This is a genomic window from Paenibacillus sp. BSR1-1, assembly GCF_030403775.1.
Classification (GTDB): Bacteria; Bacillota; Bacilli; order Bacillales; family Cytobacillaceae; genus Neobacillus.
This window is the reverse complement of sequence record NZ_JAQMWQ010000001.1, coordinates 392332-410254: the sequence shown is the minus strand read 5'-3', so window position 1 is coordinate 410254 and position 17923 is coordinate 392332. Positions and strand designations below refer to the sequence as shown.

Below are 17923 nucleotides of genomic sequence, written 5' to 3'. Positions count from 1 at the left end.
AATGTCAGGCATGATACAAAATCGGGAGAAATTTTTAAATCAAATTGCCAGCCGCCTTGACCGTCCGCGAATTACCGGTTTGGTAGAAAGGCCCAAATGGGCATTCCAGCCGCAGCAGGAGGTTTTAAAGGATGCGTCACAGGATGAATTGTTAGAAGTCTTGACAGAGCAGTGTAAGAAAATTCATACGAACCTTTACACCACTGAGCTAGAGGAATTACCTGCAACTCTTGATGAAGTTGTAACTTCCTATGGCGGAGGACCGATTGTGACTTGGAAAGACGCTCGTTTTTCTAAGTGGGGTCTGGATCAACTTATGAAAAAAGACTGGCCTAAACAGTCCATCGATGTATACGAATGGGATTACACAAAAGGGGAAGAAAACATCGCCAAAGCGGAACAGGCGAATGTGGGTATTACTATCAGTGAAATTACATTAGCCGAATCTGGAACGGTTGTTTTGTTCAGTGATGAGAATAAAGGAAGAACTATCAGTTTTTTACCGGCGACCTATATTGCCTTAATTCCGAAAAGCAGTTTAGTTCCCCGTATCACCCAGGCAGCACAAAAGATGCGTGAAATTTATCAGAAAACTGGACATGTGGCATCATGCATCAATTTTATAACGGGACCAAGTAATTCAGCAGATATTGAGTTAAATCTTGTCGTTGGAGTACATGGTCCAATTAAAGCATCTTATATTGTCATTAATGATTTATAATTTTAAAAAAAGGACTGCCTTTACATTCTAAAGGCAGTCCTTTTTTGGGATAAAACACTGTTATATACAAAAGTTTTTCTGTTATATAAAAAGGTAAACCTTTTCAAGTCATACGCATTAACGGTTTGTGTGAAATGAATAAATGTGTTATAAAATTTTTTCTCCTATGTTTAACTTTTGTCACAGATAAAAAATAAGTGATGCCCTACAATAACTTTTGGGGAAGTTAATTTTTTATGTCTTTTTCTTGTTAAATTTTTGAACGAAAAAATTGTCTAGCTGCAGCGCCTAGGGGCTCGGGGTCATAAGCCAATCCGACGAGAAGGTTAAAGAACAACCTTCCCGCCGGCTTGTCTTATGCCTGTCGCCCCTGGACAAGGCGCTTCCGCATTTCTAAAATGGGAGGGACATGCATTATGTCTATTTTACCAAAGAAAAATGAATTAGGATTTTTTGAAATCCGTCTTGAATCCATCGGCGGACTTGGTGCAAACTTAGCTGGGAAAATGTTAGCAGAAGCTGGTGTTTTAAGTCTTGGCTTAAAAGGTTCCAATTTTTCATCATATGGATCGGAAAAGAAGGGGTCTCCGGTTAAGAGTTTTATCCGTTTTTGTGATCCTGATGTCGAAATTAGAGACCATAGCCCAATCGAACAGCCTCATGTTGTTGGTGTTTTCCATGAAGCTCTATATAGAACGGTTAATGTTGTCAGCGGATTGAATGCTGATGGAATCGTTTTAGTTAACACAGCAAGAGAATTTGATGATGTTAAAAAGGATTTACAGCTAGAATATGGCACACTTGCCATTGTAGATGCTTTATCCATTGCTGTAGAGGAAAAAACAAAGGTCAATACAGCGATGCTAGGTGCATTATATCGTATTTGCGATTTTCTGGATCCAGATTCAATGAGAGATGTGATTCGGAAAACATTTACTAAGAAATATCCTCATCTAGTTGAACCCAATATTCAAACATTTGACCGCGGCTATAATGAAGTTCAATTTAAAAAATATGAAGTGCCGGAAGGAGCTGAAGGCAAGGCCTTCACACGTCCGCTTCCACAGCTTGGCTGCATGACTCAGGAAATTGGCGGGGTTATGGTTGCACAAGCAAATAGTATATTTAAAGATTTAAGCGGTTCACGCCAAGGATTTCTTCCTGAGTTCCAACAAGAAAAATGCATTCATTGCGCTGCCTGTGATAATGTTTGTCCTGATTTTTGTTTTGTCTGGGAAGAAGGAGAAGATAAGCGTGGCAGAAAGCAAATGTTTCTTAAAGGAATTGACTATCAATATTGTAAAGGCTGCTTAAAATGTGTGGAAGCATGTCCAACAGATTCCCTTGGTGACCTTCGTGAAATGCTTGGATATGCAGACGAAAACCGCGTAAAGCAAAACTTTCCTTATATTGCAGGGGGGATTTTCTAATGGCCATTTTAGAAGATAAGTTAACTACACAAGAGACCGCAGAACAGATTTCTACTTTTGAGTCGGGTAATGAAATGGCTGCCATGGCGGCAGCGCAAATTAATTATCATATTATGGGATACTTTCCAATTACTCCATCAACAGAGGTCGCCCAATTCTTAGACCAGATGAAAACACGCGGCGAGCATGATATTAAGCTGGTTCCTGCTGATGGAGAACACGGTTCGGCTGGTATTTGTTACGGTGCTGCTGCGACAGGAGCCCGGGTTATTAATGCAACAAGTGCCAATGGTTTTTTATACATGCTTGAACAAATGCCGGTCCAATCAGGTACTCGTTTCCCTATGGTTATGAATTTAGTTACTCGTGCAGTAAGTGGGCCGCTTGATATTCGCGGTGATCACTCCGATCTTTATTATGCATTGAATACGGGCTGGGTGATTTTAACGGCAAAAACGCCGCAAGCTGTTTATGATATGAATATTATGGCATTAAAGATTGCTGAACACTCAAAAGTACGTCTACCCGTTATTGTAGCTTATGACGGATTCTTTACATCCCACCAAAAACGCAGAGTTGAATTCTTTAAGGATCGTCGTGTTGTGCAGCAATTTGTTGGCGAATGTCCAACTGATTACAATTTTGTCAGGGATCTAAGCAAGCCAGTAACAATTGGGGCACATATGAGTGGTGATGATTTCATCAACAATCACTTCCAGCAATCTGAAGCTATATACAATGCTGGTGAAGTATTTAAAGAAGTTGCTGCTGAATATGCGAAACTTTCAGGCAGAGAATATCCTGTATTGGATTTATATAAAATGGAAGATGCAGATGTGGCATTATTCCTCTTAAACTCCGCTGCAGAGTCAGCCAAGGATGTTGTCGATCAACTTCGAGAAAAAGGAATTAAGGCTGGTGTCATCAGCCCGAATATAATCCGGCCATTCCCTGCGAAGGAAATTCGCGAAGCCCTTCAGAATGTAAAAACATTATTAGTGGGTGAACGAGCTGATTCATACGGCGCAAATGGGCCAAACTTAACACATGAAGTGAAATCAGCGCTTCAAGATGACAAGAACAATAAAACAATCGTTTTAAGTCGTGTTTTCGGTCTTGGCGGTAAGGATTTCTATGCAAGTGATGCCCAGGCTTTCTTTAATATGGCGATCGACGCGATGGAAAAAGGATATGCTGAAAAATCGTTTGATTACTATGGCCATATTCCAGGCAACCCTGAAAAAATTCTTAAGCCTGTCATTTTTCCTCAGCATGGAGATGTATTTAAAACAGGTTTAATCGATGTCAAAATGGATGAAGAGACCAATAAATTAAAGGTGAAAATTCCTCCACTAAGGGCTCTTACCGGAAAGCCAAAACGGATTGCATCTGGTCACGGGGCATGTCCTGGCTGCGGAATCTTTGCTGGATTAGAACTTTTCTTTAAAGGAATTGAGGGCGATATTGTTACTCTATTCCAAACGGGCTGTGCTTATGTAACGACAACGGGTTATCCAAGCACATCACATAAGCAAACGATGATACACAATCTTTTCCAAAACGGTGCAGCAACTCTATCAGGTACGCTAGAAGCGTTCATGGAATTAAAACGACGCGGGGAAATCAATTTATCAGACGATGCTACCTTTGTCATGATTACAGGCGATGGCGGAATGGACATTGGGATGGGGTCAGCAATTGGTACAGGGCTTCGTGGACATAAATTAATCATACTTGAGTATGATAATGAAGGGTATATGAACACTGGTTCGCAAATGTCATATTCCACTCCAATTGGACATATGACAAGTACTTCTGGTGTTGGTAAAGCCCAGCGAGGAAAGGCTTTCCATCATAAGGATACCGCACAAATCATGGCGGCAACCAACATTCCTTATGTGTTTACAGGCTCAGAGGCATTTCCGCAGGATTTAGTGAAAAAAGGTGCAAAAGCCCAGTGGTATGCTCAAAATGTTGGAACTGTTTACGGGAAAATACTCATCACATGCCCGCTAAACTGGAAATCAGATGACCGCTACGGTACAAAAATTGTCGAAGCAGCGGTTGATTCTTGCTTCTTCCCGCTTTATGAAGTGGAACAAGGAATTACGACGATTACCTACAATCCCGAAGATAAGAACAAACGGATTCCACTTTCTGACTGGTTGAAATACATGGGTAAAACTAAGCATCTTCTTAAAGAAGAAAATAAACCATTATTAGAAGAATTTGAAGCAGAAGTTGAAAAGAGATGGCAGCGCCTGAAAGCTAAGAATGAAAACCCAATATTATAATATTTGTAGATATTAATAATCCATTTTTCATATAACATTCCCGCTTGGCCATAAAAAGATAGAATAGACCACTTCCTAAAATAAGGAAGTGGTTTATTTGTTTGACAGCATTGATTAAATTCGATATATTTCTAATTAGATGAATATCGAATCTAGAAAAGGTGTGATCTTTGATGCAGCTAAATCGCTTAGTCGAGTTCTATAAAACGATGGGCGACCCAACAAGGGTTAGAATTGTTTCTCTTTTAGCAAAAGGACCTCTGCACGGTCAGGCCATTGCAGGCAAGCTTGGCTTAACCGCACCAACAATTACCCATCACTTAAAGAAATTAAGAGAGGTTCATCTGGTTTATGAAAGAAGAGATAAAAATACGATTTACTTTTATTTAAATAGTTCTTTAATCAAACAGCAGGCAGAAGTACTCTCGCAGCTATTGGAAAAAAGGGGAGAGGAGCTGGAAAATATGGTGGAAGATAGTCTTGAAAGGCAAAAAATAATTGAGAATTTCTATACTAAAGACGGAAAATTAAAAAATATTCCTTCACAGCGGAAAAAGAAATTAATCGTGTTTGAGCATATGGTACAGGGGCTAAAAAAAGGGAAGAAATATGATGAAAAAGAAATAAATGAGTTTATTAAACAATTTCACGAGGATTATGCGACCATTCGCCGGGAATTTATCATTAATCATTATATGTATCGGGAAAATGGAATTTATGAGCTAAATCCAGAAGAAATGTGGGCGAAGCCTGAATGAAAAAGCACTCCGAAGCTTCGGAGTGCTTTTTCATTTCTAAATTACCGTTTTAACTACATGAATAAACTCTTGCAGATTTTTGATTTCGTTTCGAAGTTTAATAAGGGTTTTCCCAAGTTCCAATGTCTTTTGTTTGGCCGCTAATCGTATTTCTTTATTTTCAATTGAATCCAAATCGGCAACATGTGCAAGACCGATGGTTCTTCTAATTAATTCACAGCCGGCAAAACCAATAGAGTCTTTGAAAAATTTAGATAAATTATATTTCAAGAATGCCGATGTTTTTGCTATAGGTTCCTTATTCTCTCGTTCCCACAAATGAGAAAATTGACTTTCTAAAACATTCCAGAATGTTTCAATATGCTTGATAAAGATATCACGGTTTTTATCGTTTACAATGACCTGGAAGAGAAGGTTGGCAAATACTTGGCCGATATCAAATCCGGCAGGACCATAGAAGGCAAATTCAGGGTCAATAACTTTTGTTTCCCAATCATTAGCAAAAACACTTCCAGTATGGAGGTCGCCATGAAGGAGAACTTCTGCATCGGTTAAAAAGTTCTTTTTCAAAATATTAACATGATTCTTCAATTCCTCATCCTGCCAAAGTTCTTCAACAGCCGGCCCTAAATCGACTTCAAAATTATTTGTCTCTGCATCATAAAATGGGTCGGTGAAGATTAAATCCTCTGTAATTTTGCACAGTTCAGGATTAATAAACTGTTGTACCCTTTCTTTCTTAACAGCAGGACCTAAACCATAATCCGAGGTAAAAAATAAAGTATTGGCGAGATACTCTCCAAGATGCTGTGATATTAAGGGGTAGGTTCTTCCTTTGATAAAGCCTGTTCTCGCAATCAAAAGATGAGATAAATCCTCCATGACTGTTACTGCGAGTATATCATCTGTGTGATAAACCGTGGGTACATATTCAGGAGCAATTTGGCCAAAAATTTTTAAGGCGTCTGCTTCAATCTTGGCTCTTTTTAGGGTTAGAGGCCAGCTTTCCCCAACCACCTTTGCGTAAGGAAGAGCTTGTTTGATAATAATGCTTTTATCATGCTGTTTATCGACAATGTGAAAAACAAGGTTTAAGTTGCCATCACCAATTTCCTTACAAGTGAGATCCGCATTATCAGTAACTAGATTTAAGCGTACCGCTAGATCAATGGCAGCGGCTTCTGTTAATGGTTGATAGGTTTGTTGTTTTAATAGACTCATTATTTTATTCTCCTTTTTTCGGAGGCTAGGTTGTGGATGGGGGCACAAAAAAGCCTCTTTCTTTTTTGAAAGAGGCTCTGAAGACATTCATGTCTGTCGCACCTCTTATCTTTCAGAAAGACAATCCTTCTGTTGGAATTAGCACCGTGCCTAATTCGGGTATTCCCCGGCGAAAAATTCGCCCCATTTTACAATGGCAATATGGTCGGTTGCTGGGCTTCAAAGGGCCAAATCCCTCAGCCAGCTCGTGATAAGAGTATCTGATTTTAAAATTTATAATCTGATAAGTACTATAACAGGATAAAAAGATTAGTGTCAATATTTTTTGAAAATTATTTTAATTGATACTGAAAAGTTCGTAATTTTTACTTTACAAGTAATTATAAAAGTTATATCATTTGTGACTAGAATTTCAAACTAAAAATGAAATAGTTAGAGCAGGTGAGAGTAATGAAACAATTTCCGCCATCAAATCTTTTAAACAGTCTGCCTAAACAATTTTTTGCCTCCCTTGTTAAAAAGGTGGGTCAATATCTTGAACAAGGCTATGATGTCATTAATTTAGGACAGGGCAATCCTGACCAGCCAACACCTGGGCATATTGTTGCCAAGCTTCAGGAAGCAGCAGCCAATCCCGTAAACCATAAATATTCGCCCTTTCAAGGACATCAATATTTAAAACAGGCTGTAGCGGAATTTTATATGAGGGAATACGGAGTTACCATTGACCCAAAAAAAGAAGTTGCCATTCTTTTTGGTGGCAAAGCAGGCCTGGTAGAAATACCTCAGTGCTTATTAAACCCTGGTGATACTATTCTTGTTCCAGACCCCGGCTATCCCGATTATTGGTCTGGTGTCGCCCTGGCCCAAGCTGAAATAGCAATAATGCCATTAAGGGAGAAGAATCATTTCTTACCCGATTATCAGGAACTGTCACCGGAAATTTTGTCTAAGGCTAAATTAATGTTCCTCAATTATCCTAATAATCCAACAGGAGCAACTGCTACAACCGAATTCTTTGAGGATACTGTCAAGCTTGCCAGTAAAAATGATATTTGCGTTGTCCATGACTTTGCCTACGGGGCAATAGGTTTTGACGGAAAAAAACCAATCAGCTTCCTGCAGGTGGAAGGGGCAAAAGATGTGGGTATCGAAATTTATACACTTTCCAAATCCTATAATATGGCCGGCTGGCGCGTAGGATTTGCTGTTGGAAATGAAAGTGTTATTTCGGCAATTGAGCTTTTGCAGGATCATCTTTATGTTAGTTTATTTGGTGCTGTCCAGGAGGCTGCAGCTGAAGCGTTAACTGCCTCACAAGAATGTGTGAAGGAATTAAATCAGCTTTATGAGCGAAGAAGGAATGTCCTAATTGACGGCTTGCGGTCGTTAGGCTGGGATGTTACTGCACCTAAAGGATCCTTTTTTGCATGGTTAAAGGTCCCCAATGGTCTAACGTCAGAGGAATTCGCTAATATTCTTCTCGAACAAGCACATATCATGGTCGCTCCAGGTATTGGCTTTGGTCAATACGGAGAAGGTTTTGTCCGTGTTGGACTTTTATCTTCTGAGGAACGGCTAAGGGAAGCTGTCAGAAGAATTAGCTGTTTAGGAATTTTTGAAAAATAGGTTGACATTTTAATTCTTTCTTGGGATAATCCAAACTAAAGTTAACCAATACGAAAATAATGAATATTACGAATCGTTTTCTTATCAAGAGCAGGCGGAGGGACTAGCCCAATGAAGCCCGGCAACCGACTTAAACCATTTTTAAGCACGGTGCTAAATCTTGCAGCGAACAGCTGATAGATGAGAAGATGTTAGTTTGTAACACTAACCTCTTCTTTTCGAAGAGGTTTTTTTATGTTTTTTACGAAAGGAAGTGTAATAATGTCTGAATTAATCGCTACATATTTACTGCATGATGAAAAAAATCCAGACAAAAAAGCAGAGGAAATTGCCCTGGGACTCACAGTGGGTTCATGGACAAATTTGCCCGAACTCGAACAAAACCAATTACGAAAGCATAAAGGAAGGGTCGTTTCAATCGAGGGAATTCACTCTGAAAAAGAAAATCAATCCTTGATTAGGATTGCCTATCCGACGCTTAATTTTTCAAATGATATACCGGCGATTTTAACAACTGTTTTTGGAAAACTATCTTTGGATGGGAAAATAAAATTACTGGATTTGGATTTTGACGAAAATTTAAAGAGGTTATTTCCAGGTCCGAAATTTGGGATTGAAGGGATTAGAGCTAAATTAAACGTATATGATAGACCGCTTTTAATGAGCATCTTTAAAGGAGTGCTTGGTAAAGATCTTACCTTTTTAGCCGAACAGCTAAAGCAGCAGGCACTTGGTGGTGTCGATCTTGTTAAAGATGACGAAATTCTTTTTGAAAATGAACTAACACCATTTGAAAAAAGAATCGCTGCAGGTAAAGATGTATTAAAAGAGGTTTATGATAAGACGGGCCATAGAACGCTTTACGCTGTTAATTTGACAGGCAGAACTTCTCAGCTAAGAGATAAAGCAAGAAAGGCAGCGGAACTAGGAGCAGACCTTTTACTTTTTAATGTGTTTTCCTATGGGCTCGATGTTCTTCAAGAATTAAGAGAGGACGATGAAATTAGTCTTCCGCTTATGGCGCATCCGGCAGTCAGCGGGGCTTTAACATCATCGCTTGAATATGGATTTTCCCATTCCTTGCTGCTTGGAAAGCTGCTAAGGTATGCAGGTGCTGATTTATCACTTTTTCCATCTCCATATGGAACAGTAGCATTGGAAAAAAACTCTGCGCTCGCGATTGCCAGCGAATTAACGAAGGCTGATACCTTCCTAAAGGCATACCCGGTTCCTTCCGCTGGAATTCACCCAGGACTCGTTCCATTATTAATTCGGGACTTCGGAATCGATTCAGTCATTAACGCAGGCGGCGGCGTCCATGGACATCCAGATGGTGCCCGTGGCGGCGGCTTAGCATTCCGTCAGGCAATCGAAACAAACCTCCAGGGAAAACTGCTAGCCGAAGGCGCTGAACAGTTCCCAGAACTCAAAAAGGCATTGCAGTTATGGGGGAATGCTGAGGTGACAGCATAAATGGCCCGGCCTGTTATTTACTGCGATTTTGATGGGACAATAACGGAAAGTGATAATATCATTGCCATCATGAAAAAATTTGCACCTCCAGGGTGGGAGGAAATCAAAGATCAGATTCTTTCCCGTCAGATTTCAATTAAGAATGGTGTAGGGAAGTTATTTTCTCTGTTACCAAGTAATAGAAAAGAGGAAATAACAAAATTTGCGATTGAAAATGCCAAAATTCGTTCAGGTTTCAAAGAGTTTGCTGCGTTTGCACATGAGGAAGGAATTCCCCTTTATATTGTAAGCGGTGGAATCGACTTCTTTGTTTATCCAATCCTAGCTGATTATGGGCCTTTTGCAGAAATTTATTGCAACGAATCTAATTTTTCTGAATCGGGTATTCGGATTCTTTGGCCGCATTCCTGTGATTCTTTATGTAAAAATGATTGCGGCTGCTGTAAACCGAGCATCATTCGCCATTTGAATCATAAAAATAGCTTTAAGATTGTCATCGGAGACTCTGTAACGGATCTTGAAGCTGCAAAGCATGCCGACTTCGTATTGGCAAGAGATTTGTTACAGGAGAAATGCCTGGAGTGGGGGATAAATCACCAGGAATTTCATACATTCTTTGATTGTATTGAGGAGATAAAAAAGAGAATTGAGGTGGGGGAACGATCATGCTAAAGGAAAGATGGAATGAATTAGCTGATGTAAAGGATGAATTGGCTGAGCGGGATTGGTTTATGGGGACAAGTGGAAACCTGGCGATTAAAGTGAGTCATCACCCGCTTCGATTTTTGGTAACCGCAAGCGGGAAAGATAAGCGCAAGCGGACAGACGAGGATTTCCTACTCGTTGACCAATTTGGCGATGCTGTTGAAGAAACCCATTTAAAGCCTTCTGCTGAAACCTTGCTTCATGTCGAGATATACCGTAAGACAAATGCAGGCTGCAGTCTGCATGTCCATACAATTGATAATAATGTCATTTCTGAAGTATATGGTGACAATGGCGAAGTAACCTTTAAAGGGCAAGAACTGATAAAGGCATTCGATAAATGGGAAGAGGATGCTGTCCTGAAAATACCGATTATTCCTAATTATGCCCATATCCCAACACTTGCAAATAAATTTTCCGAACATATTTCGGGTGATACTGGTGCGGTCTTAATCCGAAACCATGGCATTACAGTTTGGGGAAGAAACGCATTTGAAGCAAAAAAAATACTTGAAGCCTCAGAATTCTTGTTTCGCTATCAATTACGCTTGCTAGAACTTAACCCAAATCAATTATTTAAAGTCGTTTAATACTCTAAAGGGAGAGATGAAAAATGGCGTATATTACTTTTCAAAACAAACAGGATCAACTTCGGGAACATGAGGGGGTTTCCAGCTTTCTTGCGTCGCAGGAAGTAATTTATGAAAATTGGGATATTAGCAAACTTCCTGCATCACTAGTAGAAAAGTATTTATTAAGTGATGAAGAAAAAGAAGAAATATTAAATACCTTTGCAGGAGAAATTGCTGACATTTCCAAGCGAAGAGGCTATAAAGCACAGGATGTCATCTCCTTATCAGAACATACACCTAATCTGGATGTATTGCTGACAAACTTTAAGAACGAGCATCATCATACAGATGATGAGGTTCGTTTCATTGTTAGCGGACATGGTGTGTTTGTCATCCAAGGAAAAGATGGTGAATTTTTTGAGGTCCATTTGAATCCAGGAGACTTGATTTCAGTTCCCGAAAATACAAGACATTATTTTACTTTAGAGGCAGACCGTAAAGTTGTCGCGGTGCGTATCTTTGTGACAACTGAAGGCTGGGTGCCGATTTATGAAAATTTAGAAGTAAATCAATAATAATAAAAAACTGGCTGCAGCGAAAAGCCAGTTTTTTTTTGAAATAGGCTATGTTAAAGGCCATTGTTGATTTTTAACCCTGTTGATTGGAGCGCAAATCAACAACAAAGTTTAACAGAGCCTTGAAATAAAATAGGAATTTTGTACTAAAAAATATCTTAATAAAATAATGAAAACCCTTTCAATATTAAACAAATAGGAAATGTTAAAAAATTTGATAAAAGTTACCTTGACTTTTTGGAATAAACTGAATTATCGAACCGGCCATTTATAAAGATAAAATGTCGAAAAAAAGAGAAATCAAACAAGAAATATGTCGAATAGCAAGATATATAGAATGTTTTGTCTACTTTTGCGAATGTATTTACATTTATGAAAATTCTTGTCATAATTCTCAAGTAATCTACTTTTTTAGCAGTTTACAGTAAGAATGTAAGAGGCAGGGGGATAACATTGTACAAGTATAATAATCAATCTGAAATGATTGAGGAGATCAAAGCAAAAAGGGAATTAATGATAAATAGTGCCAATACACAGGGATTTACTAGTGAAGAAACAATAAAATACAGCCAGGAACTTGATGAATTGATCAATGAGTACCAAAAATTCATGGGAAAAGCTCCACGGCCAAATGAAGAGGTTAAATTTGCCTTTCAACAAATGATCATGATTTGGCCAAGAGTGCTAGTATAAAGAATCTTTATTTTAAAAAATATCAATAATGAATACCATGAGAAGCAGCCCCATGATAAAAGCATAAGTTGAAACCCGCTCATTTCCATCTCCATGGCTTTCTGGTATTAATTCTTTATAAATAATAAAAAGCATAGCTCCTGCGGCAAATGATAAACCATATGGGACAAGCCCCTTAACAACAGAAGTCAATAAATATCCTAATAGAGAAGTAACAATTTCAAATACACCTGTTAAGGTTGCTATAATGAAGGCCTTCAGTTTACTAATTCGCTGATTGATTAAAAAAAATGCGACAAGGAGGCCTTCGGGCGCATTTTGGGCCCCAATTGCCAATGCAATCAAATTTCCTAATCTCTTTCCTGAGAGGCGTAGCTTACGCCAACTTATAAACCTTCAGGTATATTATGAAGTGTTATCGCCGAAATGATTAAAAGAGCCTTTTCATCAAATTGAATTCCTTTTTGATTATGCTCCAGATCAATATGTGGAATATTCTTCTCCAATATGGTTAAAGCCGCAACCCCCAAGCAAACTCCAATAAAAAGCTCAAAATAGCCGCCATATTTTAATGCCTCGGGTATAAGTCCAATAGTTGAGGCTGCCATCATAATTCCCGCACTAAAAGCTAGTAAAACATCCTTCCAGCGATGTGTAATGGAATGGTGAATAAATAGAATCACCAAGGCCCCTGCCCCGGTAGATAAGGCTGAAAGAACTCTGCCAAAAATAACTTCAAACATAAAATCCACCTAACAAAATTCCATTAAACAGAATACATTTATTTCTACAATAATAGACAGCTACTGTGATTTTTATCATTGTTTATATCTCAATATTTCTTATAGTTAAATTAGTACTGTAATAAACACTTACATCATGACTCGCTACATAGATTGCTGCATCTATAATTCTTCAATTTGCTTTTGTTATGACACCTTAGAAAACTGTCCAAATGACTTTAAAATTTAGTTTAAACAATTACAGAAAAAAAAGAAAACTATCAAACTTGGGTAATATGCTTATATTTCGATACATATATCGTTAATAAAAGCATTTTTAATAACCAAAGAAGGCAAACGCTTTCAACATTCTTAGACTATATGGAGGAGGGAAAGTCCTACATGCACATTGTCGTATGTGTCAAACAAGTACCCGATACAAAAATCATTAAAATTAATCCAAAAACAAACACACTCGACCGGCGCAGTGCCCCGGCAATCTTAAACCCATACGATGCACATGCGGTTCAAGAAGCTGTGAAAATTAAGGAATTAACAGGTGGTTCGATTTCAGTGTTGTCAATGGGGCCGCCTCAAGCAACTGCAGTGATAAAAAAGAGCATTGAAATAGGTGCAGATAGAGGGTATTTAATTACTGACCGTGCCTTTGCAGGAGCAGATACGCTAGCGACCAGTTACGCCTTATCAAAAGCATTAGAAAGAATCAACAAAGATCACCCTGTAGATATGATTATTTGTGGTAAACATGCTATCGATGGTGATACAGGACAAGTTGGGCCTGGGATTGCCAGAAGAATGGATATCCCGCCTGTAACAAATGTAATTGAAGTTACAGAGGTCAATCAGAAGGAAAAAACTGTTTTGTTAAAACGGAAACTGACAAACGGTTACGAATTAATTCAGTCGGAGCTTCCTTGCCTGTTAACTGTTGAAAAGGAAATTAATGAAATCGAATATTCGCCAATGCCTAACATGATTGAAGCAGCTAGGTATGAGCCAATTATTTGGGCAGTTAGTGACCTAGAAAATGTTGACCGGGCACAGCTGGGATTGAAGGGTTCTCCAACAATCGTTGGAAAAATGTTTACACCCCCACGACCTGAAGGTGGAAAAAAACTTGAAGGTTCAGCTGATGAACAAGTTAGCCAGATCATGGAAGTATTGATGGAGAAAAAAGACCTGTTTACATTACAACCATCTAAATAACAAGAACTAAATCTTTTTGCCGCAGGGAGTGGTTTACATGAATCTGGACGATTATCGTGGTGTCTGGGTATTTATTGAACAAAATGACGAAAAAATTGAAGGTGTATCACTTGAACTGCTTGGTGCTGGGCGAAAGCTTGCTGATAAATTGCAAGTTCCATTGGCGGGATTCTTGCTTGGCCATGAAGTTAAGCCTTTAGCGAAGGAGGTTATAGCTTACGGCGCAGACATGGTTTATCTTATTGACCTTCCAGTCTTAAAACATTACCGAACAGAGTCATTTATGAAAGGTGTTATGCACTTAGCGAAACAATATAAGCCTGAAATCATTCTTTATGGCGCGACACCAAACGGTAAAGACTTAGCAAGCGCGGTAGCAACTGACTTGAGTACTGGTTTAACCGCAGATACTACCATGCTGGATGTGGATATTGATAGCAGATTACTAGAAGCAAGCCGGCCAGCGTTTGGCGGTAATATTATGGCAACCATTCTTTGTAAAAAGCATCGCCCACAAATGGCGACAGTGAGGCCTAAGGTCATGAAGGCATTAGAGCCAGACGCAAGCAGACTTGGTAAAATTATCGAAGAGAAAATTTCCGTCGAAGAAGAAGACATTAGGACAAAAGTCCTTCAAATTGTGAATGATGTAACAAAAAAAGCCAATTTAGCAGATGCACATGTTATCGTCTGCGGGGGAAAAGGAATGGGGGATTTGCAAAATTTCCAGCTCATATATGAATTAGCTGACACGATAGGTGCAAGTGTTGGCGGTACACGTGACGTGGTTGAAGCCGGATGGCTAAGGCACGAACAGCAGGTTGGTCAAACAGGAGAAACGGTTACACCGAAAATTTATTTTGCAATCGGAATATCAGGGGCCATACAACATGTGGTTGGTATGAAAAATTCTGAGTTTATCATTGCTATCAATAAGGATCCGAATGCACCGATATTTGATGTCTCAACCTATGGAATTGTTGGGGACGCAATGGAAATTGTCCCTAAACTAATCGCACAATTTAAGAAGCTTAAAGCGGAAAAAGGCGGTGAAATGATCTATGTCTGAAAAATTTGATGTTATCGTTGTCGGAGCAGGCCCAGCGGGTACTTCTTGCGCCTATACTTGTGCAAAAAGTGGCTTAAATGTTTTGCTTATTGAAAGAGGGGAATACCCAGGAGCTAAAAACGTCATGGGCGGAGTATTATATCGTAAGCAAATGGAAGAGCTCATCCCTGAATTTTGGAAGGAAGCACCGCTTGAAAGGCCTGTAATTGAACAGCGCTTTTGGATGATGGATAAGGAATCTGTTGTTTCCTTCGGCTATAAAGGTCTTGAATGGGCAGTAGAGCCATATAACAACTTTACCGTACTTCGGGCCCAATTTGACCAATGGTTTGCTGGAAAGGCTGTAGAAGCAGGTGCACTGCTTATCAACGAAACCGTTGTAACCGAATGTATTGTTGAAAATGGGAAAGTAATCGGAGTTCGCACCGACCGTCCGAATGGAGAGGTCTACGCAGATGTCGTTGTGCTTGCGGATGGTGTAAACTCGCTGTTATCCAAACAATTGGGTTTCCATAAAGAGTTCCGTCCTGATGAAGTAGCATTAACAGTCATGGAAGTTATTAATCTGCCAAAAGAAAAAATTAATGACCGTTTTAATTTAGAAGATAATCAAGGCTGTACGATTGAAATATTTGGTGACTCCACTAAGGGGAACCTAGGAACAGCATTCCTATATACCAATAAGGAGAGCTTAAATATTGGAGTAGGTACGACCCTCTCAAGTATGATTAATGCGAAAATGAAACCATATGAGCTGCTTGATTACCTAAAAAACCACCCAATGGTGAAACCGTTGATTAGCGGCGGAGAATCAGCAGAATATCTTGCACATCTTATTCCTGAAGGTGGTTATCGTTCTGTACCAAAGGTGGCAGGTAATGGTGTTATTGTTATAGGTGATGCAGCACAGCTTGTTAATGCCATCCATCGTGAAGGTTCGAACATGGCGATGCATTCAGGATTACTAGCAGCTGAATCCATTATCGAAGCTAAACATCGAGGAGACTATTCTGAAGCCAGCTTAAATCTCTATCGTGAGAAACTTTATGATAGCTTTATCATTAAAGATTTAGAGAAATACAAAGACGCTGCCCACACATTTGAAAAATATCCGCAATACTTCAAAGAGTATGTACCAATGATGAACAAAGCAATGAGCAAATTCTTTACCGTAGATGGAACACCAAAACGCGATAAACAGAAACAAATCATGAAGAGTGTGACATCAGAAAGAGGAACGCTTCGGGTAATTCAAGATATTTATCGAGCATGGAAGGCGGTGAAATAATGTCAACTAAAAATATCGAAGAAAAACAGTATCTTCTCCGTTTTAAGTGTGACACGAAATCTCATTTGACCGTACTTGATCATGATATTTGCATGACGAAATGTCCGGATAAACTTTGTACCGTCTTTTGCCCGGCAGAAGTATATAAATGGGAAGGGACCAGGATGCAGGTGGGCTATGAAGGCTGCCATGAGTGCGGAAGCTGCCGTATCGGCTGTCCATACCAAAACATAAAATGGGAATATCCTAAGGGCGGACATGGTATAGTCTTCCGTTTAGCCTAATAAAAAAGTGCTGTTTGCAATGATTGCATACAGCACTTTTTATTTTAAAAAGATTTTAGAAAAACACTATATGTATGTTATTTCACAAGTAGGGATAAAAAGAAGGTGAAGCTGAAGAAAAATTTTCATGAGGATTAGCTGATTTTCTCTAGTTTCGTGGAGGAGGTAAGTTCATCTCTCTTGCCCGAACTTACTAGTGAGCTGGCAAAAGCTATCGCAGTGTCGATGGACTCCATGTTTGCAGAACAATAATAAGGCGTTTTCCAATTGAAATCCCCTTCGCAGTCAGCAGGATAAACACTCACTTTCCAATGATAATATATCTTTGGCTGTGCCAGATGCACTCCTTCTACGGCAATAAGCCAGTGAGTTGGTGGAGAAACAGGGCAGTGTGCTTCCGTATCCTTTAGGAAGTTAAGGTCATTCAAACCAATCGGGATTAATGCCTTTTCGTAAAAATCGTGATAATTTGGCGTTTTCATGGGATTTTGCCCTCCTTTATCTGTCTTAACTATATTATATGAAACTATTAACGTTTTTTGAGTGATAAATGTTAAAATTTTTAAAAAATATAAAGCGTTTTCATAAAATTGACAAATAAATGACGGACCAACATGATTAAATTTTTAAATGTGACCCTAATCACTACATAAAGGGTTATTTCTTTTTATACTTAAGGCAATAAAAAAGTTAGAGGTGAAAGAAATGATGAGTGGATGTATGAGTGCTTTCGGAGGAATGGAGCAGGCTGAATTAAGTGAAGGACTTAAACAATTAAAGGGTGAGCATCCCCCATTATTAGCACAATTAGAGGGATTATATACCTTAACGCAAAAAATTGATCAAGAAATAGAGCTTGAAATGAATTTTAATGAATTAATAACGAAAGTAAATGAATTTAAAGCAGCACTAGACCCTCATTCAGAAAGGGAAGAAGGGATTCTTTTTCCGATGATGGGTGCTTATATTGGTACAACATCCGGTCCAATTGCGGTAATGGAATATGAGCATGATCAGGCGAAAGCAAATATTAAAGAATTTCTTGAAAAATCGTTAAATGTGCCTTCAACATTTTCTGAAATGAAAACATTGGCCGAACTAATACAAAACGCATACTTCATTTTAACAGAGCATTTTACGAAAGAAGAAAATGTACTCTTTCCAATGGCCGAGAGAATGCTTTCTGATGAAGAAAAATTAGAATTACTCAGTAAAATCCAAGAAATTAACTAATGGGAAAAATAAGACAAAAAAACGAGACG

At 38.9% G+C, this 17923-nt stretch carries 18 protein-coding genes, 1 pseudogene and 2 riboswitches; of the genes and pseudogenes, 15 read left to right on the top strand and 4 right to left on the bottom strand.

The genetic code is table 11. From position 1 onward, the window contains the following. Position 1 precedes the first annotated feature (1 nt). From PH210_RS02020 to PH210_RS02005, 4 genes are all read left to right on the top strand, one after another. Positions 2-721, top strand: coding sequence for a LutC/YkgG family protein (locus PH210_RS02020; protein ID WP_289982556.1), 720 nt, complete (start codon positions 2-4; stop codon positions 719-721). Positions 722-1137: 416 nt separating this feature from the next. Further along, a complete protein-coding gene (locus PH210_RS02015) occupies positions 1138-2151 on the top strand; it encodes a 2-oxoacid:acceptor oxidoreductase family protein (RefSeq protein WP_289982555.1) in 1014 nt (337 codons plus the stop codon). Continuing rightward, positions 2151-4445 (top strand): thiamine pyrophosphate-dependent enzyme, encoded by a 2295-nt coding sequence (locus PH210_RS02010; protein ID WP_289982553.1) that lies wholly within the window; start codon positions 2151-2153, stop codon positions 4443-4445. The genes PH210_RS02015 and PH210_RS02010 overlap by 1 nt, the downstream gene beginning before the upstream one ends. Before the next feature lie 173 nt (positions 4446-4618). Beyond that, positions 4619-5203 (top strand): DUF2087 domain-containing protein, encoded by a 585-nt coding sequence (locus PH210_RS02005; RefSeq protein ID WP_289982551.1) that lies wholly within the window; start codon positions 4619-4621, stop codon positions 5201-5203. Between the two features lie 36 nt (positions 5204-5239). Here PH210_RS02005 and mtnK read toward each other — a convergent pair whose 3' ends face one another. Beyond that, on the bottom strand, positions 5240-6424 hold the full coding sequence (gene mtnK, locus PH210_RS02000) for an S-methyl-5-thioribose kinase (protein ID WP_289982549.1): 1185 nt from the start codon (positions 6422-6424) through the stop codon (positions 5240-5242). Between the two features lie 102 nt (positions 6425-6526). Next, positions 6527-6681: riboswitch (SAM riboswitch) on the bottom strand. A gap of 193 nt (positions 6682-6874) precedes the next feature. Between mtnK and PH210_RS01995 the strand changes: the two genes are divergently transcribed. The 5 genes from PH210_RS01995 (at position 6875) to PH210_RS01975 (ending at position 11378) form a co-directional block, all read left to right on the top strand. Next, entirely contained in the window at positions 6875-8053 is a 1179-nt protein-coding gene (locus tag PH210_RS01995) for a pyridoxal phosphate-dependent aminotransferase (protein WP_289982546.1), read from the top strand. Between the two features lie 78 nt (positions 8054-8131). Continuing rightward, positions 8132-8240, top strand: a riboswitch (SAM riboswitch). Between the two features lie 74 nt (positions 8241-8314). Beyond that, on the top strand, positions 8315-9526 hold the full coding sequence (mtnW, locus tag PH210_RS01990) for a 2,3-diketo-5-methylthiopentyl-1-phosphate enolase (protein ID WP_289982543.1): 1212 nt from the start codon (positions 8315-8317) through the stop codon (positions 9524-9526). Then, entirely contained in the window at positions 9527-10198 is a 672-nt protein-coding gene (locus tag PH210_RS01985) for a 2-hydroxy-3-keto-5-methylthiopentenyl-1-phosphate phosphatase (protein ID WP_289982540.1), read from the top strand. Beyond that, entirely contained in the window at positions 10192-10821 is a 630-nt protein-coding gene (locus PH210_RS01980) for a methylthioribulose 1-phosphate dehydratase (RefSeq protein WP_289982538.1), read from the top strand. The genes PH210_RS01985 and PH210_RS01980 overlap by 7 nt, the downstream gene beginning before the upstream one ends. A gap of 23 nt (positions 10822-10844) precedes the next feature. After that, positions 10845-11378 carry an acireductone dioxygenase gene (locus PH210_RS01975; RefSeq protein WP_289982537.1) on the top strand — a complete coding sequence of 178 codons (534 nt, stop codon included), beginning with the start codon at positions 10845-10847 and terminating at the stop codon, positions 11376-11378. On the opposite strand, the gene PH210_RS29695 is transcribed toward PH210_RS01975, so the two are convergent. Continuing rightward, a complete protein-coding gene (locus PH210_RS29695) occupies positions 11361-11423 on the bottom strand; it encodes a KxYKxGKxW signal peptide domain-containing protein (RefSeq protein ID WP_354669949.1) in 63 nt (20 codons plus the stop codon). The genes PH210_RS01975 and PH210_RS29695 overlap by 18 nt on opposite strands. Before the next feature lie 408 nt (positions 11424-11831). On the opposite strand from PH210_RS29695, the gene PH210_RS01970 reads away from it, so the two are divergent. Continuing rightward, the gene (locus PH210_RS01970) at positions 11832-12071 is read left to right on the top strand and encodes an aspartyl-phosphate phosphatase Spo0E family protein (RefSeq protein ID WP_289982536.1); all 240 of its coding nucleotides are present in this window, start codon (positions 11832-11834) and stop codon (positions 12069-12071) included. 12 nt (positions 12072-12083) lie between these two features. Here PH210_RS01970 and PH210_RS01965 read toward each other — a convergent pair. After that, positions 12084-12814: pseudogene (locus tag PH210_RS01965) on the bottom strand (ZIP family metal transporter). 381 nt (positions 12815-13195) lie between these two features. Here PH210_RS01965 and PH210_RS01960 point away from each other — a divergent pair. Genes PH210_RS01960 through PH210_RS01945 form a run of 4 tightly spaced genes read left to right on the top strand, consistent with a single transcriptional unit; the run spans position 13196 to position 16661 of the window. Continuing rightward, complete coding sequence (locus PH210_RS01960) at positions 13196-14020, top strand: electron transfer flavoprotein subunit beta/FixA family protein (protein WP_289982535.1); 825 nt, start codon at positions 13196-13198, stop codon at positions 14018-14020. A 37-nt stretch (positions 14021-14057) separates the two neighbouring features. Then, positions 14058-15089, top strand: a complete 1032-nt coding sequence (locus tag PH210_RS01955) for an electron transfer flavoprotein subunit alpha/FixB family protein (protein WP_289982534.1) — start codon at positions 14058-14060, stop codon at positions 15087-15089. After that, a complete protein-coding gene (locus PH210_RS01950) occupies positions 15082-16377 on the top strand; it encodes an FAD-dependent oxidoreductase (protein ID WP_263297903.1) in 1296 nt (431 codons plus the stop codon). The genes PH210_RS01955 and PH210_RS01950 overlap by 8 nt, the downstream gene beginning before the upstream one ends. Beyond that, entirely contained in the window at positions 16377-16661 is a 285-nt protein-coding gene (locus tag PH210_RS01945; RefSeq protein ID WP_289982527.1) for a ferredoxin family protein, read from the top strand. Before PH210_RS01950 ends, PH210_RS01945 begins: the two co-directional genes overlap by 1 nt. A 134-nt stretch (positions 16662-16795) precedes the next feature. Here PH210_RS01945 and PH210_RS01940 read toward each other — a convergent pair whose 3' ends face one another. Then, positions 16796-17143 (bottom strand): hypothetical protein, encoded by a 348-nt coding sequence (locus PH210_RS01940; protein ID WP_289982524.1) that lies wholly within the window; start codon positions 17141-17143, stop codon positions 16796-16798. Positions 17144-17366: 223 nt separating this feature from the next. Between PH210_RS01940 and PH210_RS01935 the strand changes: the two genes are divergently transcribed. Further along, the gene (locus PH210_RS01935) at positions 17367-17894 is read left to right on the top strand and encodes a hemerythrin domain-containing protein (RefSeq protein ID WP_483312071.1); all 528 of its coding nucleotides are present in this window, start codon (positions 17367-17369) and stop codon (positions 17892-17894) included. Positions 17895-17923: the final 29 nt, after the last annotated feature.